16 protein-coding genes and 2 pseudogenes are annotated in these 19665 nt (G+C 66.7%); 14 read left to right on the top strand and 4 right to left on the bottom strand.

The genetic code is table 11. The features are described from left to right. Positions 1-401: 401 nt before the first annotated feature. Both dacB and upp read left to right on the top strand, forming a co-directional pair. Positions 402-1850 (top strand): D-alanyl-D-alanine carboxypeptidase/D-alanyl-D-alanine endopeptidase, encoded by a 1449-nt coding sequence (gene dacB, locus CEY08_RS29695; RefSeq protein ID WP_076815123.1) that lies wholly within the window; start codon positions 402-404, stop codon positions 1848-1850. Positions 1851-2035: 185 nt separating this feature from the next. Further along, entirely contained in the window at positions 2036-2674 is a 639-nt protein-coding gene (gene upp / locus CEY08_RS29690; protein ID WP_042794811.1) for a uracil phosphoribosyltransferase, read from the top strand. Between the two features lie 32 nt (positions 2675-2706). On the opposite strand, the gene cysG is transcribed toward upp, so the two are convergent. After that, positions 2707-4122 (bottom strand): siroheme synthase CysG, encoded by a 1416-nt coding sequence (gene cysG / locus CEY08_RS29685; RefSeq protein WP_088607874.1) that lies wholly within the window; start codon positions 4120-4122, stop codon positions 2707-2709. A gap of 104 nt (positions 4123-4226) precedes the next feature. Then, on the bottom strand, positions 4227-4811 hold the full coding sequence (locus tag CEY08_RS29680; RefSeq protein ID WP_076815121.1) for an ANTAR domain-containing response regulator: 585 nt from the start codon (positions 4809-4811) through the stop codon (positions 4227-4229). Between the two features lie 394 nt (positions 4812-5205). Here CEY08_RS29680 and CEY08_RS29675 point away from each other — a divergent pair, with 394 nt between their 5' ends. From CEY08_RS29675 to CEY08_RS29635, 9 genes and pseudogenes are all read left to right on the top strand, one after another. Beyond that, positions 5206-6507: a CmpA/NrtA family ABC transporter substrate-binding protein gene (locus CEY08_RS29675; protein ID WP_088607873.1), complete on the top strand. Its 1302-nt coding sequence runs from the start codon at positions 5206-5208 to the stop codon at positions 6505-6507. Between the two features lie 34 nt (positions 6508-6541). Then, complete coding sequence (ntrB, locus tag CEY08_RS29670; RefSeq protein WP_063643376.1) at positions 6542-7372, top strand: nitrate ABC transporter permease; 831 nt, start codon at positions 6542-6544, stop codon at positions 7370-7372. A 4-nt stretch (positions 7373-7376) separates the two neighbouring features. After that, positions 7377-8252 carry an ABC transporter ATP-binding protein gene (locus CEY08_RS29665; RefSeq protein WP_076815119.1) on the top strand — a complete coding sequence of 292 codons (876 nt, stop codon included), beginning with the start codon at positions 7377-7379 and terminating at the stop codon, positions 8250-8252. Positions 8253-8259: 7 nt separating this feature from the next. Beyond that, a pseudogene (locus CEY08_RS29660) lies at positions 8260-9477 on the top strand (NAD(P)/FAD-dependent oxidoreductase); the annotation flags it as partial. A 6-nt stretch (positions 9478-9483) separates the two neighbouring features. Next, a complete protein-coding gene (locus tag CEY08_RS29655) occupies positions 9484-12210 on the top strand; it encodes a nitrate reductase (protein WP_084738592.1) in 2727 nt (908 codons plus the stop codon). Between the two features lie 139 nt (positions 12211-12349). Further along, positions 12350-13075: a hypothetical protein gene (locus CEY08_RS29650; protein ID WP_076815116.1), complete on the top strand. Its 726-nt coding sequence runs from the start codon at positions 12350-12352 to the stop codon at positions 13073-13075. Between the two features lie 83 nt (positions 13076-13158). Beyond that, positions 13159-13476: an ElaB/YgaM/YqjD family protein gene (locus CEY08_RS29645; RefSeq protein ID WP_013395739.1), complete on the top strand. Its 318-nt coding sequence runs from the start codon at positions 13159-13161 to the stop codon at positions 13474-13476. Between the two features lie 69 nt (positions 13477-13545). Beyond that, on the top strand, positions 13546-13962 hold the full coding sequence (locus tag CEY08_RS29640) for a phage holin family protein (RefSeq protein WP_076815114.1): 417 nt from the start codon (positions 13546-13548) through the stop codon (positions 13960-13962). Between the two features lie 3 nt (positions 13963-13965). After that, positions 13966-14334, top strand: a complete 369-nt coding sequence (locus CEY08_RS29635) for a hypothetical protein (RefSeq protein ID WP_042794804.1) — start codon at positions 13966-13968, stop codon at positions 14332-14334. 67 nt (positions 14335-14401) lie between these two features. Here CEY08_RS29635 and ubiD read toward each other — a convergent pair whose 3' ends face one another. Further along, positions 14402-15946, bottom strand: a complete 1545-nt coding sequence (gene ubiD, locus CEY08_RS29630; protein WP_063643371.1) for a 4-hydroxy-3-polyprenylbenzoate decarboxylase — start codon at positions 15944-15946, stop codon at positions 14402-14404. A gap of 82 nt (positions 15947-16028) precedes the next feature. On the opposite strand from ubiD, the gene CEY08_RS29625 reads away from it, so the two are divergent. After that, on the top strand, positions 16029-16850 hold the full coding sequence (locus CEY08_RS29625) for a lytic transglycosylase domain-containing protein (RefSeq protein WP_042794803.1): 822 nt from the start codon (positions 16029-16031) through the stop codon (positions 16848-16850). A gap of 93 nt (positions 16851-16943) precedes the next feature. Here the strand turns inward: CEY08_RS29625 and CEY08_RS29620 are convergent, their stop codons facing one another. Continuing rightward, positions 16944-18104, bottom strand: a complete 1161-nt coding sequence (locus tag CEY08_RS29620) for a pyridoxal phosphate-dependent aminotransferase (RefSeq protein ID WP_076817859.1) — start codon at positions 18102-18104, stop codon at positions 16944-16946. Positions 18105-18147: 43 nt separating this feature from the next. Here CEY08_RS29620 and CEY08_RS29615 point away from each other — a divergent pair, with 43 nt between their 5' ends. Both CEY08_RS29615 and CEY08_RS29610 read left to right on the top strand, forming a co-directional pair. Continuing rightward, positions 18148-19035: an FAD-binding protein gene (locus tag CEY08_RS29615; RefSeq protein WP_076815112.1), complete on the top strand. Its 888-nt coding sequence runs from the start codon at positions 18148-18150 to the stop codon at positions 19033-19035. A gap of 142 nt (positions 19036-19177) precedes the next feature. Beyond that, positions 19178-19665 (top strand): annotated as a pseudogene (locus CEY08_RS29610) (NADP-dependent malic enzyme); the annotation flags it as partial.

The following is a 19665-nucleotide window of genomic DNA, read 5'->3' as shown; positions in this document are numbered from 1 at the left end:
GGCCCCCCACGCTGCGCACGCTATGCGTGCTTGCTGCCCCCCCGAGGGGGGCTGGCCCGCCTTGGGGCGGCCCGGCGGCGGGCCGGCTATTTTTCTGGGGGGCCGTTTGTGCTTGCTGCCTCCGAGGGGCTGTTTCCCCTTGGGGCGGCTCGGCGGGAGGGAGGGCCCCCACGCCGCGCACGCTGCGCGTGCTTGCTGCCCCCCGAGGGGGGGCTGTTCCCCCTTGGGGCGGCCCGGCGGGAGGGAGGGCCCCCACGCCGCGCACGCTATGCGTGCTTGCTGCCCCCGAGGGGGGCTGTTCCCCCTTGGGGCGGCCCGACGGGGAAACGGCCTGCGCGCCGCAACTCGTCCAGGTTTTGTATGCTCTCGGTTTTGCAGGACGAGCAACCGGGTGGGCGTAGATGACGGGACGAGCGAATAAGCGTGTGGGCGGGCTGAAGCGGTGGCTGGCCGGAGGGCTGCTGGCCGCGGTGGCGAGCGCGGCCTGGGCACAGGTGCCCGGCCTGCCGCCCAACGTGGTGAACGCCTGGAAAGCGAGCAAGCTGCCCGACAGTTCCCTGTCCCTGGTGGTACAGGAAGTGGGCGGGCCGCGCCTGGTGGCGCTGAACGCCAAGGAATCGCGCAATCCGGCCTCGGTGATGAAGCTGGTCACGACCTGGGCAGCGCTGTCCGAACTGGGGCCCAACTACGTCTGGCGCACCGAGTTCATGACGGCGCCGGGCGCGCGGCCCGATGCCAAGGGCGTGCTGAGCGGTCCCCTGTATTTGCGGGCTGGCGGCGATCCGCAATTCCTGCTGCAGGACCTGTGGGTATTGCTGCGAGAACTGCGCCTGCGCGGCGTCAAGCAGATCAACGACCTTGTCATCGACCGCAGCATCTTCGGCCAGGTGGCGACCGACCCTGGCGCGTTCGATGGCGCCCCGGACCGAGCTTACAACGCCAGTCCCGACGCCCTCATGGTGGGCTTCGGCGCGCTGCGCCTGCTGTTCACGCCGGATCCGGCCGCCAACAAATGGGTGCCGCTGATCGACCCGCCGCTGCCCGGGCTGAAAATCGAGGGCCGCGTGGAATGGAGCGACGCCCGCTGCCCGGGCCCTCCGGTAGTGACGACCGAGCCATTGATCACCCAGCAAGGCGTGACCATCCGCGTGAACGGCAAGGTGGCGGGCTCCTGCGGCGAGTTCAGCCTGTATCGCCTGGCGCTGTCGCAGCCCGACTACGCCACCGAGGTGTTCCGCATGCTCTGGAAGGAACTGGGCGGCACCTTCAAGGGCCAGGTCCGTTCAGGCATGGTCCCGCCCGACGCCGTCGTGCTGGCCTCGCATGATTCGCCGACGCTGGCCGAGGCCATCCGCCAGATCAACAAGCGCAGCAACAATGTGATGGCGCGCACCTTGCTGCTGACCCTGGGCGCAGAGCGAGGCCGCCGGCCCGCCACCGTCGCCAGCAGCGAAGCCGTGGCCAAGGGGCTGTTGGCCAAGCAAGGCCTGGACATGCCGGAACTGGTCATCGACAACGGCGCCGGCCTGTCGCGCGACGCCCGGGTGTCCGCCGACAGCCTTGCGTCCATGCTGACCGTGGCCTGGAATTCGCCGGTCATGCCGGAGTACATTTCATCTTTTGCAATCGCCGGGGTGGACGGCACGGTGCGCCGCCGGCTCAAGGGCGACGGCACCGCGGGCATGGCCCACCTGAAGACGGGATCGCTGCGCGACGTGCGTTCCATCGCGGGTTACGTGCTGGGCGCCAGCGGCAAGCGCTACGTGGTGGTCAGCATCGTTAACCATGAACAGGCGGGCGCCGTGCGCGCCTTCGACGACGCACTGATCGCCTGGCTCACTGAACAATAAACATGCATTCATCGCGCCGGAAAAAATCTTCGAAAGATCCTGCTGGCGGTCAATAACAATTCCCTTCCAAACCGATTACGATCCTCAGATGTGGCTCAGCGACGGGCGACGCAATGCGCGTCGCGCCGCCATGGTTCCGCCTGAGGCGAAAACCCTGTCTATCAATATTCTGGAGAGTTACGCACATGCCCGTGCACGAAATCCGCCATCCGCTGATCCGCCACAAGCTCGGGATCATGCGCCGCGCCGACCTCAGCACCAAGAGCTTCCGTGAGCTCTCCCAGGAAGTGGGCGCGCTGCTCACTTACGAAGCGTCCAAGGACCTGCCGCTGGCGCCCGCCACGGTCGAAGGCTGGTGTGGCCCGGTAGAGGTCGAGAAGATCGCCGGCAAGAAAGTCACCGTGGTGCCCATCCTGCGCGCCGGCATCGGCATGCTGGACGGCGTGCTCAGCCTGATTCCGGGCGCCAAGGTCAGCGTGGTGGGCGTGGCCCGCAACGAAGAGACGCTGGAAGCGCATACCTACCTGGAACGCCTGGTGGGCGAACTGGACCAGCGCCTGGCCCTGATCGTCGATCCGATGCTGGCCACCGGCGGCTCCATGGTTGCCGCCATCGACCTGCTCAAGCGCGCCGGCTGCAAGGAAATCCGCGCGTTGGTGCTGGTTGCGGCGCCGGTCGGCATTGACGCCGTCCTGGCTAAGCACCCCGATGTGCATATCTATACCGCGTCCATCGATGACGGGCTGAATGAACACGGCTACATCATGCCCGGCCTGGGCGACGCCGGCGACCGCATCTTCGGCACGACTCAAAAGACCGAATAGCGGCCTGGGGCGACGGCTGCGGATGCAGCCGGTCAGGCCGCCACTTCCTCCGGCTGGCCTTCAATGTGCTGGCTGAACCATTGCAGCTGCGGCGCCAGGCCCGCGACCTCGCCCACGATCAAAAGGGCGGGGGACTGGATGGCGTGCTCCGCGGCCAGGGACGGCAATCGTTCGAGCGTGCCCGACAACACGCGCTGTTCGGGCCGGCTGCCGTTTTCGATCAGCGCGAAAGGCGTGTCCGGCGACCGGCCGTGTGCCAGCAGGCGGTTGGTCAGCAGATCCAGTTGTCCTACGCCCATGTAGAACGCCAGGGTCTGTTTTTCACGTGCCAGCGCGGGCCAGTCCAGATTGTCCTCGTCTTCGCGGCAGTGCGCGGTGACCAGGCGGACGGACTGGGCGTGCTCGCGGTGCGTCAGCGGGATGCCGGCATAGGCCGCACAGGCCAGCGCGGCGGTGATGCCCGGCACCACTTCATAGCGCACGCCATGCGCGCGCAGATATTCCAGTTCTTCGCCGCCTCGCCCAAAGATGAAGGCGTCTCCCCCCTTGAGCCGCACCACGCGGCGTCCGGCGCGCGCATGCTCGACCATCAGCTTATGGATGCGCGCCTGGGTGGCGTTGTGGTTTTCGCCAGGCAGCTTGCCGACGGACACGCGCTCGGCGTCGCGGCGCGCCAGCCCCATGACCTCGTCGCTGACCAGCCGGTCATGGAGGATCACATCGGCTTCGTTCAGCGCGCGCAGCGCCTTCAGCGTCAGCAGGCCGGGATCGCCGGGGCCGGCGCCCACCAGCACCACGCTGCCCGTGGCAGGCGCTTGTGGCGCGGCCAAGGCGGCCTCGAGCGCGGCTTCTGCCTGGGCCGGCTGTTGCTGCCGCAGGAAGCCCGCCACCGGGCCGTCCAGCAGCCAGTCGTAGAAGCGGCGGCGAGCGCCCAGGTCGGGGTGGCTCGCCCGGATGCGCTTGCGGTAGCTGGCGGCCAAGCCGGCCAGCTGGCCCAATGTATGGTCGAACAGCGATTCGATGCGTTCCCGGATCCGGCGCGCCAGCACCGGCGCCACGCCGGATGAGGAAATGGCGACGATGACGGGTGAGCGGTCGACGATGGAGGGCACCTGGAAGGATGACAGCTCGGGATCGTCGACCACGTTGCTGAATATGCGCCGGGCGCGGGCCGCCTCGGAAACGGCGGCATTGGTTACTCGGTCATCGGTGGCGGCGACCACCAGCCAGGCCTCGTTGAGCCAGGCGGGATCAAACCGGCCGGAAAGATGGCGGATGCGGCCTTCGGCGGCCAGGGCGGCCAGGGCGGGTGTCAGCGCCGGGGCGCCCACGAGTACGTCCGCGGAGGCTTCCAGCAGGGAAAGCGTCTTGCGTTCGGCGACGGCGCCACCGCCCACCACCAGGACCAGCCTGTCTTTCAGATCGGCAAAAATCGGGAAAAGCGTCATTGAATGCCAGCCTCGGGCGTACCCGGCATAGTGTCGTTGGATCATAGGAAGGGGGGCTCATCCCCACAACTTTTGATTTCTTTGTTTCATATAACCAAAGCTCATTAAGTGGATTTGCCGAGCCAGGCGTTCATTTCCACCACCTCGCGGGCGACCTCGCCCAGCCGCTTCTGGCTTTGCATGGCGCGTTGGCGCAACAGCCCGTGGGCCTCGTCCTCCGAGATCGAGCGCGCCTTCATCAGGATGCCTTTCGCCTTTTCCACCCACTGGCGGTCGGCCAGGCGCAGTTGCGCTTCGCGCAATTCCTCGCGGCGCGACTTCTCCATGGCGAAGCGTTCGATCGCCACCGTCAAGAGCGGCTCGATGCGCCCGGCCGGCACGTCGCCCACGACATACGCCGCGACGCCTGCGCGCAAGGCGCTGCGTATGGTGTCGCGATTGCCGTTGTCCGTGAACATCACGACCGGGCGGTCGCTGTGCTCGCTGGCCACACAGACGTTTTCCAGTGTGTCCCGGCCGGGCGCATCGCTATCTATCAGTACGACGTCGGGGGCGGCCTGCGCGATCGCGGCGGCCAGGTCCATGCCTGGCGTTGCTTCCGCCACGACATGCACGCCCGCCGCGGCCAGCGTTTGCCGCAGCGACGCCGCGCGTCCTTCTCCATCGTTGAGCAGCATGACCTTAAGCATGAGATTCCCCTCTGATGTACACAGTCATGCAAGTTCCGTGCCATCGCGTGGCGCGACGGTGGCGCGCGCGCCGGCACAGCGAGGGAGCGTGGATGGCACACGGATGGTGCGCCGCCGCAACCGGTTGCGCACCATATTGGTTCGCGCCCCGTTTTCCGGCCTGCCGGCCGCAGGCGCATAACCTCGGGCTGCGCCAGCGCGGACGCGGGCTGGCGGCGCATGAGCCCGTGTTCCGTATTTTCTGGCACAGCGTTTGCTTGAGTGATTTCGGGCGCCAACGACGGTTGCCCCACGCAACGCGCCGCGAATCGCGGCAAGGGACAACGACGTTCCGCAGCGCCACTGGATGGGAATCCATGGCGCGCGGAACGTTTTTTTTTGCCAGGAGCCATGCATGACGCCATCGACCCGTAGCCCCTCCACCGACGCCGCCGCGGGCGGGGATCTCAGTGCCAACGCCGGACGCCGCAAATGGCTGAGCGGCACGGCGCGCGCGGTGGCCGGCGCCAGCCTGCTGTCGTTGGTGGATCCCTTGGTGCGCGCCGGCGCCTGGGCCGCCGGCACGGATGCTCCCGAGAAGACCGAGGTCAAGATCGGCTTCATACCGCTGACCGATTGCGCGTCGGTCGTGATGGCCTCGGTGCTGGGCATCGACAAAAAGCATGGCGTGACCATCACGCCCTCCAAGGAAGCTTCCTGGGCGGCGGTGCGCGACAAGCTCATGAATGGCGAGCTTGACATGGCGCACGTGCTCTATGGCCTGGTCTACGGCGTGCACCTGGGCATAGGCGGACCGAAGAAGGACATGGCCGTGCTGATGAGCCTGAACCAGAACGGCCAGGCGATCACGCTATCGGACAAACTGCGCGTTGCGGGTGTGCGCGATGGCGAATCGCTGGCCAAGTTGATGGCCTCCGACAAGCGCGAATACACCTTTGCCCAGACCTTTCCCACCGGCACGCATGCGATGTGGCTGTACTACTGGCTGGCGTCCTATGGCATCAATCCCATGAAGGACGCCAAGGTGATTACCGTGCCGCCTCCGCAGATGGTGGCCAATATGCGCGTGGGCAATATGGACGGCTACTGCGTGGGCGAACCTTGGGGGGCGCGCGCCATCCTGGACAACATCGGCTACACCGCCGTTACGTCGCAGGGCATCTGGACGGACCACCCCGAGAAGGTGCTGGGCACAAGCGCGGACTTCGTATCGCGGCATCCGAACACGGCGCGCGCGGTCACCGCCGCCATCCTCGAGGCCGGCAGGTGGATCGATGCCTCGCCCGCCAACCGGCAGAAGACCGCCGAGACCATTGCCGCCAAATCCTATGTCAACACGGACGCCAGCGGCATCGTCGACCGCATGCTGGGGCGCTATGAGGACGGTCTGGGCAAGCGCTGGACGGACGAGCACGCCATGCGCTTTTACGCCGATGGATCCGCGAATTTCCCGTACCTCAGCGATGGCATGTGGTTCCTCACGCAGCACAAGCGCTGGGGGCTGCTCAAGGAGCATCCCGACTACCTGGCGATTGCTAAGCAGATCAACCGGATCGACCTGTACAAGCAGGCCGCGCAGGCAGCGGGCGTGGCGCTGCCGCCCAGTGAGATGCGCAGCTCCAAACTCATCGACGGCGTGGTGTGGGACGGCAGCAATCCCGCGGGCTACGCCGACGGATTCAAGGTCCGGGCCTGAGCGCCAAACCGCGGATATCTGAAAGGGGCATGCTATGTCTACCGTAACGAGTATGAATCGTGGCGATGCGTTCATCGTCTTCTGGCGAGAGCGTCTGGAGTGTGCATTGCGGGCCGTGGTCGGGCCCGTGGCGGGCTTCGCGCTGTTTGTGCTGGTGTGGCAGGTGGTGGCGATGCGCATACCGGAAATCCCCACGCCGGGAGTCACCTGGCGCGCGGCCGTCGAGCTTTTTTCCGATCCGTTCTACGACAACGGTCCCAATGACAAGGGCATAGGCTGGAACCTGCTGGCGTCGCTGCAGCGCGTGGCGATCGGCTTCGGACTGGCGGCGCTGATCGGCATACCCGTAGGCTTCGCCATCGGCCGCTATGCCGCGGTGCGCGCGATGTTCTCTCCCATCGTCAGCCTGCTGCGGCCGGTGTCGCCGCTGGCCTGGCTGCCGCTGGGGTTGCTGCTGTTCAAGGCGGCCAATCCGGCCGCCATCTGGGCCATCTTCATCTGTTCGATCTGGCCGATGATCATCAACACCGCAGTTGGCGTGTCGCGCGTTCCCCAGGACTACCTGAACGTGGCGCGGGTGCTGAACCTGTCCGAATGGAAGGTGACCACCAAGGTGCTGTTGCCTGCCGTGCTGCCCTACATGTTGACCGGCGTGCGCCTGTCGATCGGCACGGCATGGCTGGTGATCGTGGCGGCGGAGATGCTGACCGGCGGCACGGGCATCGGCTTCTGGCTGTGGGACGAATGGAACAACCTGAAGGTGGAACACATCGTTATTGCGATTTTCGTGATCGGCATTGTGGGCCTGTTGCTGGAAACCCTGCTGGTCGCCCTGGCCCGCCGCTTCACCTATACGGAGGAATAGCGCCATGAAGAAGCATGTACGCATCGAACGCGTGGGCCAGACGTTCAATACCCGCAAGGGCAACTTCGTGGCGCTGCGCGATGTCGACCTGACGGTGGACCAAGGCGAGTTCATCACGCTAATAGGCCATTCCGGCTGCGGCAAATCGACGTTGCTCAATCTGATCGCCGGCCTGGCCCGTCCCAGCAGCGGTGTGCTGCTGTGCGCAGAGCGCGAGATCACCGGGCCTGGCCCGGACCGCGCCGTGGTGTTTCAGAACCATTCGCTGTTGCCCTGGTTGAGCTGCTTCCAGAACGTGCATCTGGCGGTGGAGCGGGTCTTCGGCGCTTCCGAAAAGCGTGCGCAGCTGATCGAACGCACCCGGGCCGCGCTGGATCTGGTGGGTCTGCTGCCGGCGCAGAGCAAGCTGCCGCGCGAAATCTCCGGGGGCATGAAGCAGCGCGTGGGCATTGCGCGGGCCCTGGCGATCGAGCCGGGCGTGCTGCTGATGGACGAACCCTTTGGCGCGCTGGATGCGCTCACGCGCGCGCATCTGCAGGACGAATTGCTGAAGATCGTCGCCAAGACGCGCACCACCACCATCATGGTTACGCACGACGTCGACGAAGCCGTGCTGCTGTCGGACCGCATCGTTATGCTGACCAACGGTCCGGCCGCGACCATCGGAGAGATCCTGCCAGTGCCTTTGCCCCGTCCGCGCGACCGTGTGCGCCTGGCCAATGACGCGGCCTATCTGGCCTGCCGGGCGTCCGTGGTGGATTTCCTGCATCGGCGCCATGGCAACCCGGAGCGCTCGCAGGCCGCAGCGCAGGCCAATGCGGCCCTGTCTGCGGCAGACGAACCGCTAGCCGAGGCCGGCGCATCGCGCGCAGCCGCCTAGGATCGCCATGGACACGAAGCAGAAGCTCGTCGTGGTCGGCAATGGCATGGCGGGCATGCGCACGCTGGAGGAACTGCTGAAGCTGGCGCCAGACCTGTACGACATCACGGTGTTCGGCGCGGAGCCGTATCCCAACTACAACCGCATTTTGCTATCGCCGGTCCTGACCGGCGAACAGACCCTGCGGGACATCGTGCTCAATGACGAGGACTGGTATGTCCGCCACGGCATCCGCCTGCTGCTGAATCGCAAGGTGGTCGGCGTGAACCGCGCACGCCGGATTGCGCTGGCCGACGACGGCACCGAGGCGCCCTACGATCGGTTGCTGCTGGCCACCGGATCGAATCCGTTCATCCTGCCGGTGCCGGGCAGCAATCTGGACGGCGTCATCGCCTTTCGCGATATCGGCGACGTAAACCGGATGATAGAAGCGTCGTCGCGCTACCGGCATGCGGTGGTGATAGGCGGGGGCCTGCTGGGGCTGGAGGCCGCCAATGGCCTGGCCGCGCGTGGCATGGATGTGTCGGTGGTGCATCTCGGGGAATCGCTGCTGGACCGGCAGCTTGACGGCGGCGCCGCGGCATTGCTGCGCCGCAGTCTCGAAGCGCGTGGACTGAAGTTCCTGCTGGGGCGCCAGACCCGGGAGATCCTGGACGGAGGCAGCGGGCGGGTGCGCGCTTTGCGCTTCGCGGACGGGGAAGAGATCCCGGCGGACCTGGTCGTGATGGCGGTGGGCGTGCGGCCCAACACGGAATTGGCGGAGCGCTGCGGGCTGCACGTGAATCGTGGCGTGGTGGTCAGCGACACCTTGCAGACGTATGACCCGCGCATTTATGCGGTGGGCGAATGCGTCAGCCATCGCGGCACCGCCTATGGCCTGGTCGCGCCCCTGTACGAGCAGGCGAAAGTGGCGGCCAATCATCTGGCGCTGCATGGCATTGGCCGTTATCAAGGCAGCGTCACTGCGACTCGGCTGAAGGTCACCGGCATTGACCTCTTCTCCGCCGGCGACTTCACGGGTGGGCCGCAGACCGAAGCGATTACGCTGGCCGACACGCCGGGCGGCGTCTACAAGAAACTGGTGATCCGCGACGACAAATTGGTGGGCGCCTGCCTGTACGGCGATACGGCGGACAGCGGGTGGTATGTGCGGCTGATCCGCGAGGGCAGGCGCATTGGCCCTTTGCGCGAGCGGCTCATGCACGGCGAAGGCGCGGCGGGAGAGTAAGGCATGGATGGGTCCAAGACGCGCCGGATAGATATCGTGGACGTGGCGCACGGCGTCAGCGAAGTGGCATCTGTGTGCTGCTATTGCGGCACCGGCTGCGGCTTGCGGGTGCAAACGCGCGACGGCGCCGTGCTGCGCGTGCGTGGTGACGAACAGCATCCCGCCAACCGGGGCAGGTTGTGCAGCAAGGGGTTGGCGTTGGCGGACACGGTGCGGCGCGACGGCGCGCGTGTGCTCTCGGCGCAATGGCGCGAGACGCGCGCCCAACCGATGCGGGCCATTGCGCTGGGGGAGGCGCTGGACATCGTGGCGGCCAGGTTGGCCGACACCATCGCGCGCGACGGACCGGACGCGGTGGGCTTCTATCTGTCGGGGCAGCTGCTGACCGAGGATTACGCGGTTTTCAACAAATTGGCGCGCGGGCTGGTCGGCACCAACAATATCGACACCAATTCGCGCCTGTGCATGTCCAGCGCGGTGTCGGGCTACAAACGCACGCTGGGCGCCGATGCGCCGCCAGCCTGCTACGAAGATCTGGACCTGGCGGATACGGTGCTGATCGCCGGCTCCAACATGGCGTACGCGCATCCCGTGCTGTTCAGGCGGCTGGAGGCGGCGCGGGCGCGGCGTCCCGGCATGAAGGTGATCGTCGCGGATCCACGGCGCACCGACACCGCGGCCTTCGCCGACTTGCATCTGCCGCTGGCGGCCGGCACCGACGTGGCCCTGTTCCATGCCATGCTGAATGTCATGGAGCGCGAGGGCTTGCTGGACCACGGCTACATCCAGCGCCATACCCAGGGCTTCGAGACCCTGATGGCGCGGGCGCGCAAGATCACCCCGCGCGCGGCCCAGGATATCTGCGGCGTCCCGGCGGAAGACATCATCCGGGCAGCGCGCTGGTTTGGCGGCGCGGGCGCGGCGCTGTCGCTCTACACCATGGGTTTGAACCAATCGACCAGCGGCACCGACAAGAATGCTGCGTTGATACACCTGCATCTGGCGACCGGGCAGATCGGCAAGCCCGGCGCCGGGCCTTTCTCTCTGACGGGGCAACCCAACGCGATGGGCGGCCGGGAGGCTGGCGGCATGGCCACGTTGCTGCCGGGCCATCGCGACCCAGGGTCGGCGGCGGACCGCGAGGAAACCGCCGCCCTGTGGGGCGTGCACGCCTTGCCCCACGCGCCGGGCGCCACGGCGCTGGAGATGTTCGACGCGGCGCTGCAAGGGCGGATCAAAGTGCTGTGGATCGCCGCCACCAATCCGGCCCAGTCTCTGCCTGACCAGGCACGCGTGCGCGCGGCACTCGAGCGTGCCGAATTCGTCATCGTGCAGGAGGCGTTCGCCGGCACGGAGACCCTGGCATATGCGGACCTGGTGCTGCCTGCCGCCACGTGGCCCGAGAAGTCCGGCACCGTGACCAATTCGGAACGGCGCATCAGCCGGGTGCGGGCGGCAATCGACCCGCCCGGCGACGCGCAGCCGGACTGGCGCCTGGCGCAAGCGGTAGCGTTGCGACTGGCCGCCCGGATCGCGCCGGACAAGGCGGCGCTGTTTGCCTACCGGGAGGAGAGCGAGGTCTTTGCCGAGCACGCCCGCACGACCGCGGGCCGGGACCTGGACTACAGCGCGTTGGACTACGCGACGCTTGACGCGCAGGGGCCGCAGCAATGGCCCTACCGGCAAGGGCAGGGAACGGCGCGCCTGTATGCCGACGCCGTGTTTCCCACCGCCAGCGGGCGCGCCCGCTTTTGCGACGTGGACTACCAGCAGGTCGCCGAGCCCACGACACCGGCTTATCCCCTGCGGCTGACCACCGGCCGCTTGCGCGATCATTGGCACACCATGGCGCGCACCTCCCTGGCCCCTGCGCTGACGCAGCATGTCGAAGAACCCTGGGTGTCCATGCACGCGGAGGACATGCGCCAGCTGAAGCTCGAGCCCGGCGCGCTGGCAAGGCTGGCATCGCGCCGGGGTAGTGTGGTGCTACCCGTGCAGGCGGACGATGCGTTGCCGTCCGGGCAGGTGTTCCTGCCCATGCATTGGGGCAGCGCCTATATGGCGGGGCAGGGGGTGAATGCCTTGACCAGTCCGGCGGCCGATCCCATTTCACGCCAGCCGGAGCTCAAGCACTGCGCCATCCGTGCGGAACCCGCTGGCCTGGCGTGGCAGGCCGCCGGCTGGCTGCAGGGCGACAGCGCCGCCCTGCGCGCGCGCCTGGCCCCCTGGCTGCGGCGCTTCGAATACGCGGTCGTCCTGCCAGTGGGTGCGGGCGGAGTGAGAATGCGCTTGGCCGCCAGGGCCGCGCCGCAGGCCGCGGAGCTGGAAGCGATCGCGGGCGCGCTGGACCTGCTGGCACCCGATGTGGCCTTCGATGACCCTGCGCGCGGTCAGATGCGCAGGGTGAGGATGGAGCAAGGCGTGTTGCGTGGCTTTCTGCTTGCCGGCGACCTGCGGCCGCAGGACGCGCTGCTCGCCTGGGCCGGCGGCGGGGACGCGCCGGCCGGCGTGGCGGCGCTGCTGCTGGGGCGGATAGCCGGGGCGGCCCGTTCACGTGCCATATGCGTCTGCAATGGAGTGAGCGAGGCGGCCATCCTGGCCGGCATCGGCCGTGGCTGCGACCTGGCAGCCTTGAAGGCCAGCCTGGGCTGCGGCACGGGTTGCGGCTCCTGCGTGCCTGAGATCCAGGCACTGATCGGGCGCGCCGCGCTCGCGGCAGCGCCTGTATAGCCGCCGCTGGTGCCGATTCGACGCGGTACGCGCCGACACGTTCCGACATACGCCGGGCTTCGCAACCGGTGTAGTATCAAGCCAGCCATGCGCCAGGCGCGGGCAGTTTTTTTCCGGATTGATGGAGTGGCGTGTGACGATGCGAAAAATGGCATCCCTGGTTTTTTTGGCGGGCGCGCTGGGCGCGGCCGCTGCGGCGCAGGCCGGCGTGTGCGATGCGCAATTCATGCATGACGGCGGCGCCGTGCAACTGACCGGCTCCGGCAATCTGGCGCTGGGCGCCGATCTGACGTTCGCCGAAGTTACAAAGAGCAATGGCGACAACTGCCGCGCGCGCGTGCAGGGCGTTGCCACCTTCAGCTATGCGGGCCTGCCTCCGGGCAAGTCCAAGCTGGATTACCTGATGACGGTCAAGGGCGGCCAGGCCACTTTCCTGCGCTATGCCAGCGCGGGCGAGGCACCCAAGCCCTCCGAAGGCCAGTTCGACCTGCGCATGCTGGGTCTGTTCGCCTATGACGGCAAACTCAGCGCGGGCCAGAAATTGCCCGGCTCGTCGTTTCGCCTGAAGATCGGCAAAGAGGCGCCCGTGGGCGGGCAGCCCAGCACCACGGTGCGCATCGGCGAGAAAACCGTCGGGCAGAAGACGTCGGTGAATACGGCGTTGGGCGCGCAGTCCTGCCATCCGATCACATACACCCGCAACTCCGATCCCACCATGGCCACGTTCCAGGGCCTGACCATACCCATCCCGGGCATGAACACCACCGTGACGGACTGGTACTGTCCGGCAATCAACCTGGTGATGAAGCAGGACATCGATCAGGGCGGCGTCAAATCCGCCGTTGAGATTACGCAAATCAAGTAGCACACCGTAGCAAGCGCGCCGTCGGTCCCGCATGGCGGCTGGTATGATGGTTCCGTCATTGACACACAACAGGAGCTCAAATAATGGCCACGAGAAAATCCGAAGAAGTCGCAAAAGAAAAACTCATCGACAGTGTCAAGTCCAGCCTGAATGACGCCGAAAGCCTGTTGCGCGAAGCCGCCAGCAGCACGGGCGACAAGGCCAATGAATTGCGCGACCGCGCGCTGACCTCGCTGAAGCGTACGCGCGAAGCTTTGTACGAAGCGCAGGACGCCGTGCTGGAACGCGGCCGCAAGGCTGCCCGCGCGACCGATGATTACGTGCACGACAATCCCTGGCAAGCCATCGGCATCGCAGGCGTGACCGGCCTGCTGCTCGGCTTGCTGATCAGCCGCCGCTGATTGGGCAGGACATCCGGGCGGGCGGCGCGGGCGTAGGGCCGCGCTTCCCGCCCGGCGTCCTTTTCAGCCATGGGTCTACGAAAATCTGTTTTCGGCGTTGCCTCCAGCGTGGTCGGGCTGTTGCGCACGCGCCTGGAATTGCTGGCGCTGGAAGCGGCGGATGAAAAAGCGCGCCTGCTCAAGCTCTTGGGCATGGCATTTGCTGCGCTGCTTTTCCTGACACTGGCGGTGCTGGTCTTCACCGTCACGGTCGCGGTGGCGTTCTGGCCCACCGAAGACCGCTATCTGGCCTTGGGCCTGCTGGCGGGCTTCTATGGGCTGGTTGGCGTGGCCTTGCTGGTGGCGGTGCGGCACGGGCTGGTCTACGGCGCGCCGCCGTTCTCTGCCATGCTGGAAGAACTCGGCCGCGATGCCGAGCTGCTGGAGCGGGTGCGCGATGCGCAGGACGACGACGAAGCGCAGTTGCGCCGGCGCGAGGAGGGCTGAAGCATGACGAAAAGGTCTCCCACCGTCGATCGCGCCGTGCGCATCGAACTGCTGCGCGCCCGCGCCGCCATCGAACGCGAATCGTTGGCGCAAAGCATCGCCTCCGCCGGACGCAAGCTGGAGCCGGCCGCGCTGCTCAAGGGGCTGCTACCCGGCCTGGCATCGGGCAGCGCGTCGCGCTGGGCCTTGCAGGCGATCAGCCTGGCGCGGCGTTATCCCATCGTCAGTTCGTCGCTGTCCGCCATGGTCATGCGCGGCGGCAAACGCTCCAAGCTCTTGAAGATCGCAGGCGGCGCGTTTGTCGGGTGGCAATTGTTCAGGGCCTGGCAGAACTCGCGCCGCGATGACGATCCGGCTGCCGGGCAACGCTGACGCCTGCGCCGCCCATGAAAAAACCCGTCACGCTCTGACGGGTTTTTTCATGGCGTGAGCCGGGAAATTACAGGCCCAGTTGCCCCCACAGATCGTCCACGCGTTTCTTGACGTCGGCGTCCATCGTGATGGGGGTGCCCCATTCGCGATTGGTTTCGCCCGGCCACTTGTTGGTGGCGTCCATGCCCATCTTGCCGCCCAGGCCGGACACCGGCGAAGCGAAGTCCAGGTAGTCGATGGGCGTGTTCTCCACCAGCAAGGTATCGCGCACCGGATCCATGCGCGTGGTCATCGCCCACACGACTTCCTTCCAGTCGCGCGGGTTGATGTCCTCGTCCACCACGACGATGAACTTTGTGTACATGAATTGGCGCAGGATGCTCCACAGGCCGAACATGACGCGCTTGGCATGCCCCGCATATTGCTTGCGGATCGACACCACCGCCAGGCGGTAGCTGCAGCCTTCCGGCGGCAGGTAGAAATCCACGATCTCGGGCAACTGGCGACGCAGCAGGGGCACGAACACCTCGTTGAGCGCCACGCCCAGCACGGCGGGCTCGTCCGGCGGCTTGCCGGTATAGGTGGAGTGATAGATGGGATTGCGCCGCATCGTGATCCGCTCCACCGTGAAGACGGGGAACCAGTCCTGTTCGTTGTAATAGCCGGTATGGTCGCCGTACGGCCCCTCCAGCGCCATTTCGTAATCGGTGTTCGGCGGCGGATTGACGCCTTCCGGCACGACGGGGGCGACGGCGCGCGGGTCCGAGGATGGCAGCAGGTGGCCTTCCAGCACGATTTCCGCCCAGGCGGGTACGGACAGGTCGCTGCCCAGCGCCTTTGACACCTCGGTGCGCGAACCGCGCAGCAGGCCGGCAAACTGGTATTCGGACAGGCTGTCGGGCACCGGCGTGACGGCGCCCAGCGTGGTCGCCGGGTCGGCACCCAGGGCGACCGCGATGGGGAAGGGGGTGCCGGGATGCGCCAAGGCGTGGTCGCGGAAATCCAGCGCGCCGCCGCGGTGCGACAGCCAGCGCATGATCAGCTTGTTGGGCCCCAGCAGTTGCTGGCGGTATATGCCCAGGTTCTGGCGGCGGGCATTGGGGCCGCGCGTGATCACCAGGCCCCAGGTCAACAGCGGCGCCACGTCGCCTGGCCAGCAGGTCTGGATGGGCAGCCGGGTGAGGTCCACGTCCTTGCCTTCCCAGACAATTTCCTGGCAGGCGGGACTTTTGACGGTCTTGGGGCTCATGTCCCACAGCGCGGACTTCAGCATCGAGACCTTGGCCAGCGCGTCGCGCAGGCCGCGGGGTGCCTCGGGTTCGCGCAGCGAGGCGAGCAGCTCGCCGATATCGCGCAGGGCGCTGACGTCGTCCGCGCCCATGCCGCGGGCCACGCGGGACGGGGTGCCGAACAGATTGGCCAGCACCGGCATCTGCGCCGGTTGGCCATTGTGCTGGGCGTTTTCAAACAGCAGGGCCGGACCTTCCGCACGCAGGACACGGTCGGAAATTTCGGTCATTTCGAGCCGGGTGGATACCGGCACAGTGATGCGTTTGAGCTCGCCCATGCGTTCAAGTTGGGCGAGGAAGTCTCTAAGGTCGCGGTATTTCACTACAGATCCCAGCGATTTGGTTACATATTGGGTAGACAGAGAGGTTAACATTGACTCCCTCTTTTTTAACGCAGGAGGTTTTATGCCCGATGCGTCAGTGGCCAGCCTGTTCAGAAGCCTGGCCCAAGGAGTGCACCAATATCTTGCCGAGTCCCTGCGCATTTGCTCCGTCTATCTGGGCATTGCGGTCATTGTGACGGTAAGCATGGGATTCGCCCTGCCTGGTTTGCGCGACCAGGCATTGCAAGTGCACAAAGCCTTGTTGACCGCCCTAGCGCCTACATCCATGCAAACCGGCACCGAATCCGAAGCCGGGTCCGAACTGGGTTCCGACATGTCGTCGGCAATTGCCATGGCCGTTCCGACCGCTCCCGCCAGCAATGCAACCGGCATGCTGGGGCCTGCTCGTGTCGCGCCGCCGGCGCCCAAACCGGTTACCGCGATGAGCGCCACCGGTCCGCAGGCGGAAGCCTTGCGCAACTATATTTCGCGCAAGTACAAGGTCGCCTATGACGCCACCGGCCCGCTGTTGAACACGGTATACAAAGTCAGCCGTGAAAAGCAGCTGGACCCGTTGCTGGTGCTGGCCGTGATCGCCATCGAGTCCCGCTATAACCCCTTGGCTGAAAGCCATGTGGGCGCCCAGGGGCTGATGCAGGTGATGACCAGTGTCCACCAGGACAAGTTCGACGCGGTCGGCAAGACCGCGCTGGATCCCGCCGCGAATATCAGGGTGGGCGCCACGATCCTGCGCGACTGTATCAACCGGCGCGGTTCGGTCGATGGCGGTTTGGCGTGTTACGTCGGGTCCACCGGACCGGACGACAACGGCTATGGCGCCAAGGTGCAGGCGGAACGCCGTCGCCTGGCGCTGGCCTCGGGCATCGCGCTGGCTCGCGACTGATCCTTTAGCGTGTATCGCTTGCTTCGGCGCTCTTCATAAGAATGGCCGTTCCGCCGCCGGGCTGCCCCACGGCGGAGCAGCCTTTGCGGGGCCTTACCCTTGCAGAAGCCGGCCGATCCGGGCCACCGCCTCTTCCAGACGGTCCAGGCCGGTGGCGTAGGAAAAGCGCATGGTGTGGCGGCCATGGGCCGGCCCGAAGTCCAGGCCCGGCACGGCGGCAACGCCCGCCTCCAGCAGCAGGCGTTGCGAGAAGGCAGCGCTGTCCATGCCCAGGTTGGCGATGTCGGCATAAATATAGAAGGCGCCATCCGGCTTGACGGGAACCTGGATGCCCATGCGCTCGAATTCAGGCAGCAGGTAGTCGCGGCGTTGCTTGAAGGCCTCGCGGCGATGCTCGAAGGTCTTCATCGCGCCTGCGGAAAAGCAGGCCAGCGCGGCGTGCTGGGCCAGCGTGGGCGCACAGATCGCCAGGCTGGCGGCGATTTTTTCCACCGGGGCCACCATGTCCTCGGGCACGATCATCCAGCCCAGGCGCCAGCCCGTCATGTGGAAGTACTTCGAAAAGCTGTTGATGACGATGACATCGTCGTCCAGGGTGAGGGCCGAGCGCGGCTGGCCTTCGTAGGACAGACCCAGGTAGATTTCGTCGACGATCGCGAAGCCGTCGCGCGCACGGACCTGCGCCAGCAGTTCGGCCAGCTCGCCGTGGTCGATGGAGGTGCCGGTGGGGTTGCTGGGCGAGGCGACCAATACGCCCTGGGTCGCGGGTGTCCAGTGGCTGGCCACGTCTTGCGCAGACAACTGGAAGCGCTTGGCGGCCGTACTCGGAATCAGTCGCGGCACGCCGCCCGCCGCCAGCACGAAATTGCTGTTGGCGGGGTAGGACGGATCCGGCATCAGCACTTCGCCGCCCTGATTGACCAGGGCCGCGCAGGCAAGCGTCAGGGCCCCGGAAGCCCCCGCGGTGACGATAACGCGGGACGGATTGATCCGGGCGCCGAACTGTTCATGGTAGAACTGCGCGATGGCCTCCCGCAGGGAGGTCAGCCCCGCCGAGGGACTGTAGCCGCTGAGGCCGGTGCGCGCCGCGCGTTCCAGCGCTTCCACGACCTGGGGGGGCGCGGTAAAGTCCGGTTCGCCGATGCCCAGGCTGATAATGTCCTTGCCCGCCGCCTGCAGCGCTTGCGCCTGCTTGAATAGTTCCATTACCTGAAAGGTCAGGAAGTCGTGGGTGCGATTGGCAAGGCGGGGCATCGGATTCTCGAAGGCGTTTTGTAGCGAAAAAGGAATTGTAGTCATGCAGCCATCCCGGCGCGCTTTCCTCCTGGGCCGTCGTCCGGTCCGCAGCCCCTGGGCGGCTTTCATGGAGCGGCTGACCCTGCTGTGCCAGGGCGCCGTCCGCGACCTGGGCGAGGCCGGGGCGGGCGGCCCGCGTGGCGTGCTGATTGCGGCGCGCGATGCGGACGTGGCGCATGCGCGCACGCTGTGCGCCGAGTATGGCGTGACGCTGGCGCTGGACGGCGCCGAAGGGCCTTTCGAAGCGGTCCATGGGCCGGTTCTCCGGGTAGACCCGTCCGCCATGGCCGGATTGGCGCCGCTGCCCGAAGCTCCCGGACGCTGGCGCGCGCAGCCCGGGACCACCGTGGCGGCCTTGGCCCAGGCGGGGCTGCGGCAATTTGCCGGCCTGCCCGGGGACATGACCCTGGCCGCGTGGCTGGCCGCGCCGGCCCACTGGCGGGCCGGCCGGTGCGCGGACTCGGGGCTGCTGGCCCTGGACGTGATGCTGGCGGACGGCATCGAAGAAACGCTGGGACCTTTTGGCGAGGCCGATGTCCAGCCCTTGCGCTCGGCCACTGTGCAGCGCCTGGTGCCGGCGCTGTTTCAACTGGCGTCGGGGGGCGACGCCTTCGCCACCCGGGACGGCGAGCGTTGGCTGGGCCGCTACCGCCTGGATGCGCTGAAGCCCGAGGCGCCCGCGACCGTCAACCTGGCGCATCTGCTGCTGGGGCACGGCGGCACCTTGGCCTGGGTGCAGGCGGTCACCTTGGCGGACGCCGAACCCGCGCCGCAAGCTGCGGAGTCGACGGGTGAGCCGCCCGGGCTTGCCACTACCCGCCTGGACTCCCGGATAAAGGCCCAGTTCGATCCCGATCGCCGGTTCCCCGCATTCCGCATCGCGGAATAGCGACAATTTGTAAGCCGGCGCTAACATGGAACGCATGCGCTTATCCAAGGGGCAGGCGGGCATAACCGAGGTATCGCGGCGTTCGCCATCGGAATAGAATTCCCCCCTTTCGTGTTTCCCACTCTAGCCAGTAGCCGCCCCTATGGATGCCAATCTCCGCAAAGCCGCCCTTGAATACCATGAGCATGGGCGCCCCGGCAAAGTCTCGGTCACGCCGACCAAGCAGCTCACCAACCAGCGGGACCTGGCCCTGGCGTACTCGCCCGGGGTGGCGGCAGCCTGTGAAGAGATCGTGGCCGATCCGGCCAATGTGTTCCGCTACACGGCGCGCGGCAACCTGGTGGGCGTGATCACCAACGGCACCGCGGTGCTGGGCCTGGGCAACATCGGCGCGCTGGCTTCCAAGCCCGTGATGGAAGGCAAGGCGGTGCTGTTCAAGAAGTTCGCCGGCCTGGATGTCTTCGACATCGAAATCAACGAGACCGATCCGGACAAGCTGGTCGAGATCATCGCCGGCCTGGAAGCCACCTTCGGCGGCATCAACCTCGAAGACATCAAGGCGCCGGAATGCTTCACCGTCGAGCGCAAGCTGCGCGAACGCATGAAGATCCCCGTCTTCCACGACGACCA

Source organism: Achromobacter insolitus (assembly GCF_002209555.1).
Lineage (GTDB): Bacteria > Pseudomonadota > Gammaproteobacteria > Burkholderiales > Burkholderiaceae_B > Achromobacter > Achromobacter insolitus.
Note: the sequence above shows the minus strand (reverse complement) of the source record. Positions and strands in the feature narration are given on the sequence as shown.

What these genes read in the sequence shown, in the direction of transcription:
- cysG (WP_088607874.1), bottom strand. Translation starts at nt 4,122, where the DNA reads ATGACGCTTTTCCCGATTTTTGCCGATCTGAAAGACAGGCTGGTCCTG.
- CEY08_RS29620 (WP_076817859.1), bottom strand. Translation starts at nt 18,104, where the DNA reads ATGCCCCGCCTTGCCAATCGCACCCACGACTTCCTGACCTTTCAGGTA.
- CEY08_RS29635 (WP_042794804.1), top strand. Translation starts at nt 13,966, where the DNA reads ATGACGAAAAGGTCTCCCACCGTCGATCGCGCCGTGCGCATCGAACTG.
- CEY08_RS29655 (WP_084738592.1), top strand. Translation starts at nt 9,484, where the DNA reads ATGGATGGGTCCAAGACGCGCCGGATAGATATCGTGGACGTGGCGCAC.
- CEY08_RS29665 (WP_076815119.1), top strand. Translation starts at nt 7,377, where the DNA reads ATGAAGAAGCATGTACGCATCGAACGCGTGGGCCAGACGTTCAATACC.
- CEY08_RS29625 (WP_042794803.1), top strand. Translation starts at nt 16,029, where the DNA reads ATGCCCGATGCGTCAGTGGCCAGCCTGTTCAGAAGCCTGGCCCAAGGA.
- ntrB (WP_063643376.1), top strand. Translation starts at nt 6,542, where the DNA reads ATGTCTACCGTAACGAGTATGAATCGTGGCGATGCGTTCATCGTCTTC.
- CEY08_RS29615 (WP_076815112.1), top strand. Translation starts at nt 18,148, where the DNA reads ATGCAGCCATCCCGGCGCGCTTTCCTCCTGGGCCGTCGTCCGGTCCGC.
- CEY08_RS29650 (WP_076815116.1), top strand. Translation starts at nt 12,350, where the DNA reads ATGCGAAAAATGGCATCCCTGGTTTTTTTGGCGGGCGCGCTGGGCGCG.
- CEY08_RS29645 (WP_013395739.1), top strand. Translation starts at nt 13,159, where the DNA reads ATGGCCACGAGAAAATCCGAAGAAGTCGCAAAAGAAAAACTCATCGAC.
- CEY08_RS29640 (WP_076815114.1), top strand. Translation starts at nt 13,546, where the DNA reads ATGGGTCTACGAAAATCTGTTTTCGGCGTTGCCTCCAGCGTGGTCGGG.
- upp (WP_042794811.1), top strand. Translation starts at nt 2,036, where the DNA reads ATGCCCGTGCACGAAATCCGCCATCCGCTGATCCGCCACAAGCTCGGG.
- CEY08_RS29675 (WP_088607873.1), top strand. Translation starts at nt 5,206, where the DNA reads ATGACGCCATCGACCCGTAGCCCCTCCACCGACGCCGCCGCGGGCGGG.
- dacB (WP_076815123.1), top strand. Translation starts at nt 402, where the DNA reads ATGACGGGACGAGCGAATAAGCGTGTGGGCGGGCTGAAGCGGTGGCTG.
- CEY08_RS29680 (WP_076815121.1), bottom strand. Translation starts at nt 4,811, where the DNA reads ATGCTTAAGGTCATGCTGCTCAACGATGGAGAAGGACGCGCGGCGTCG.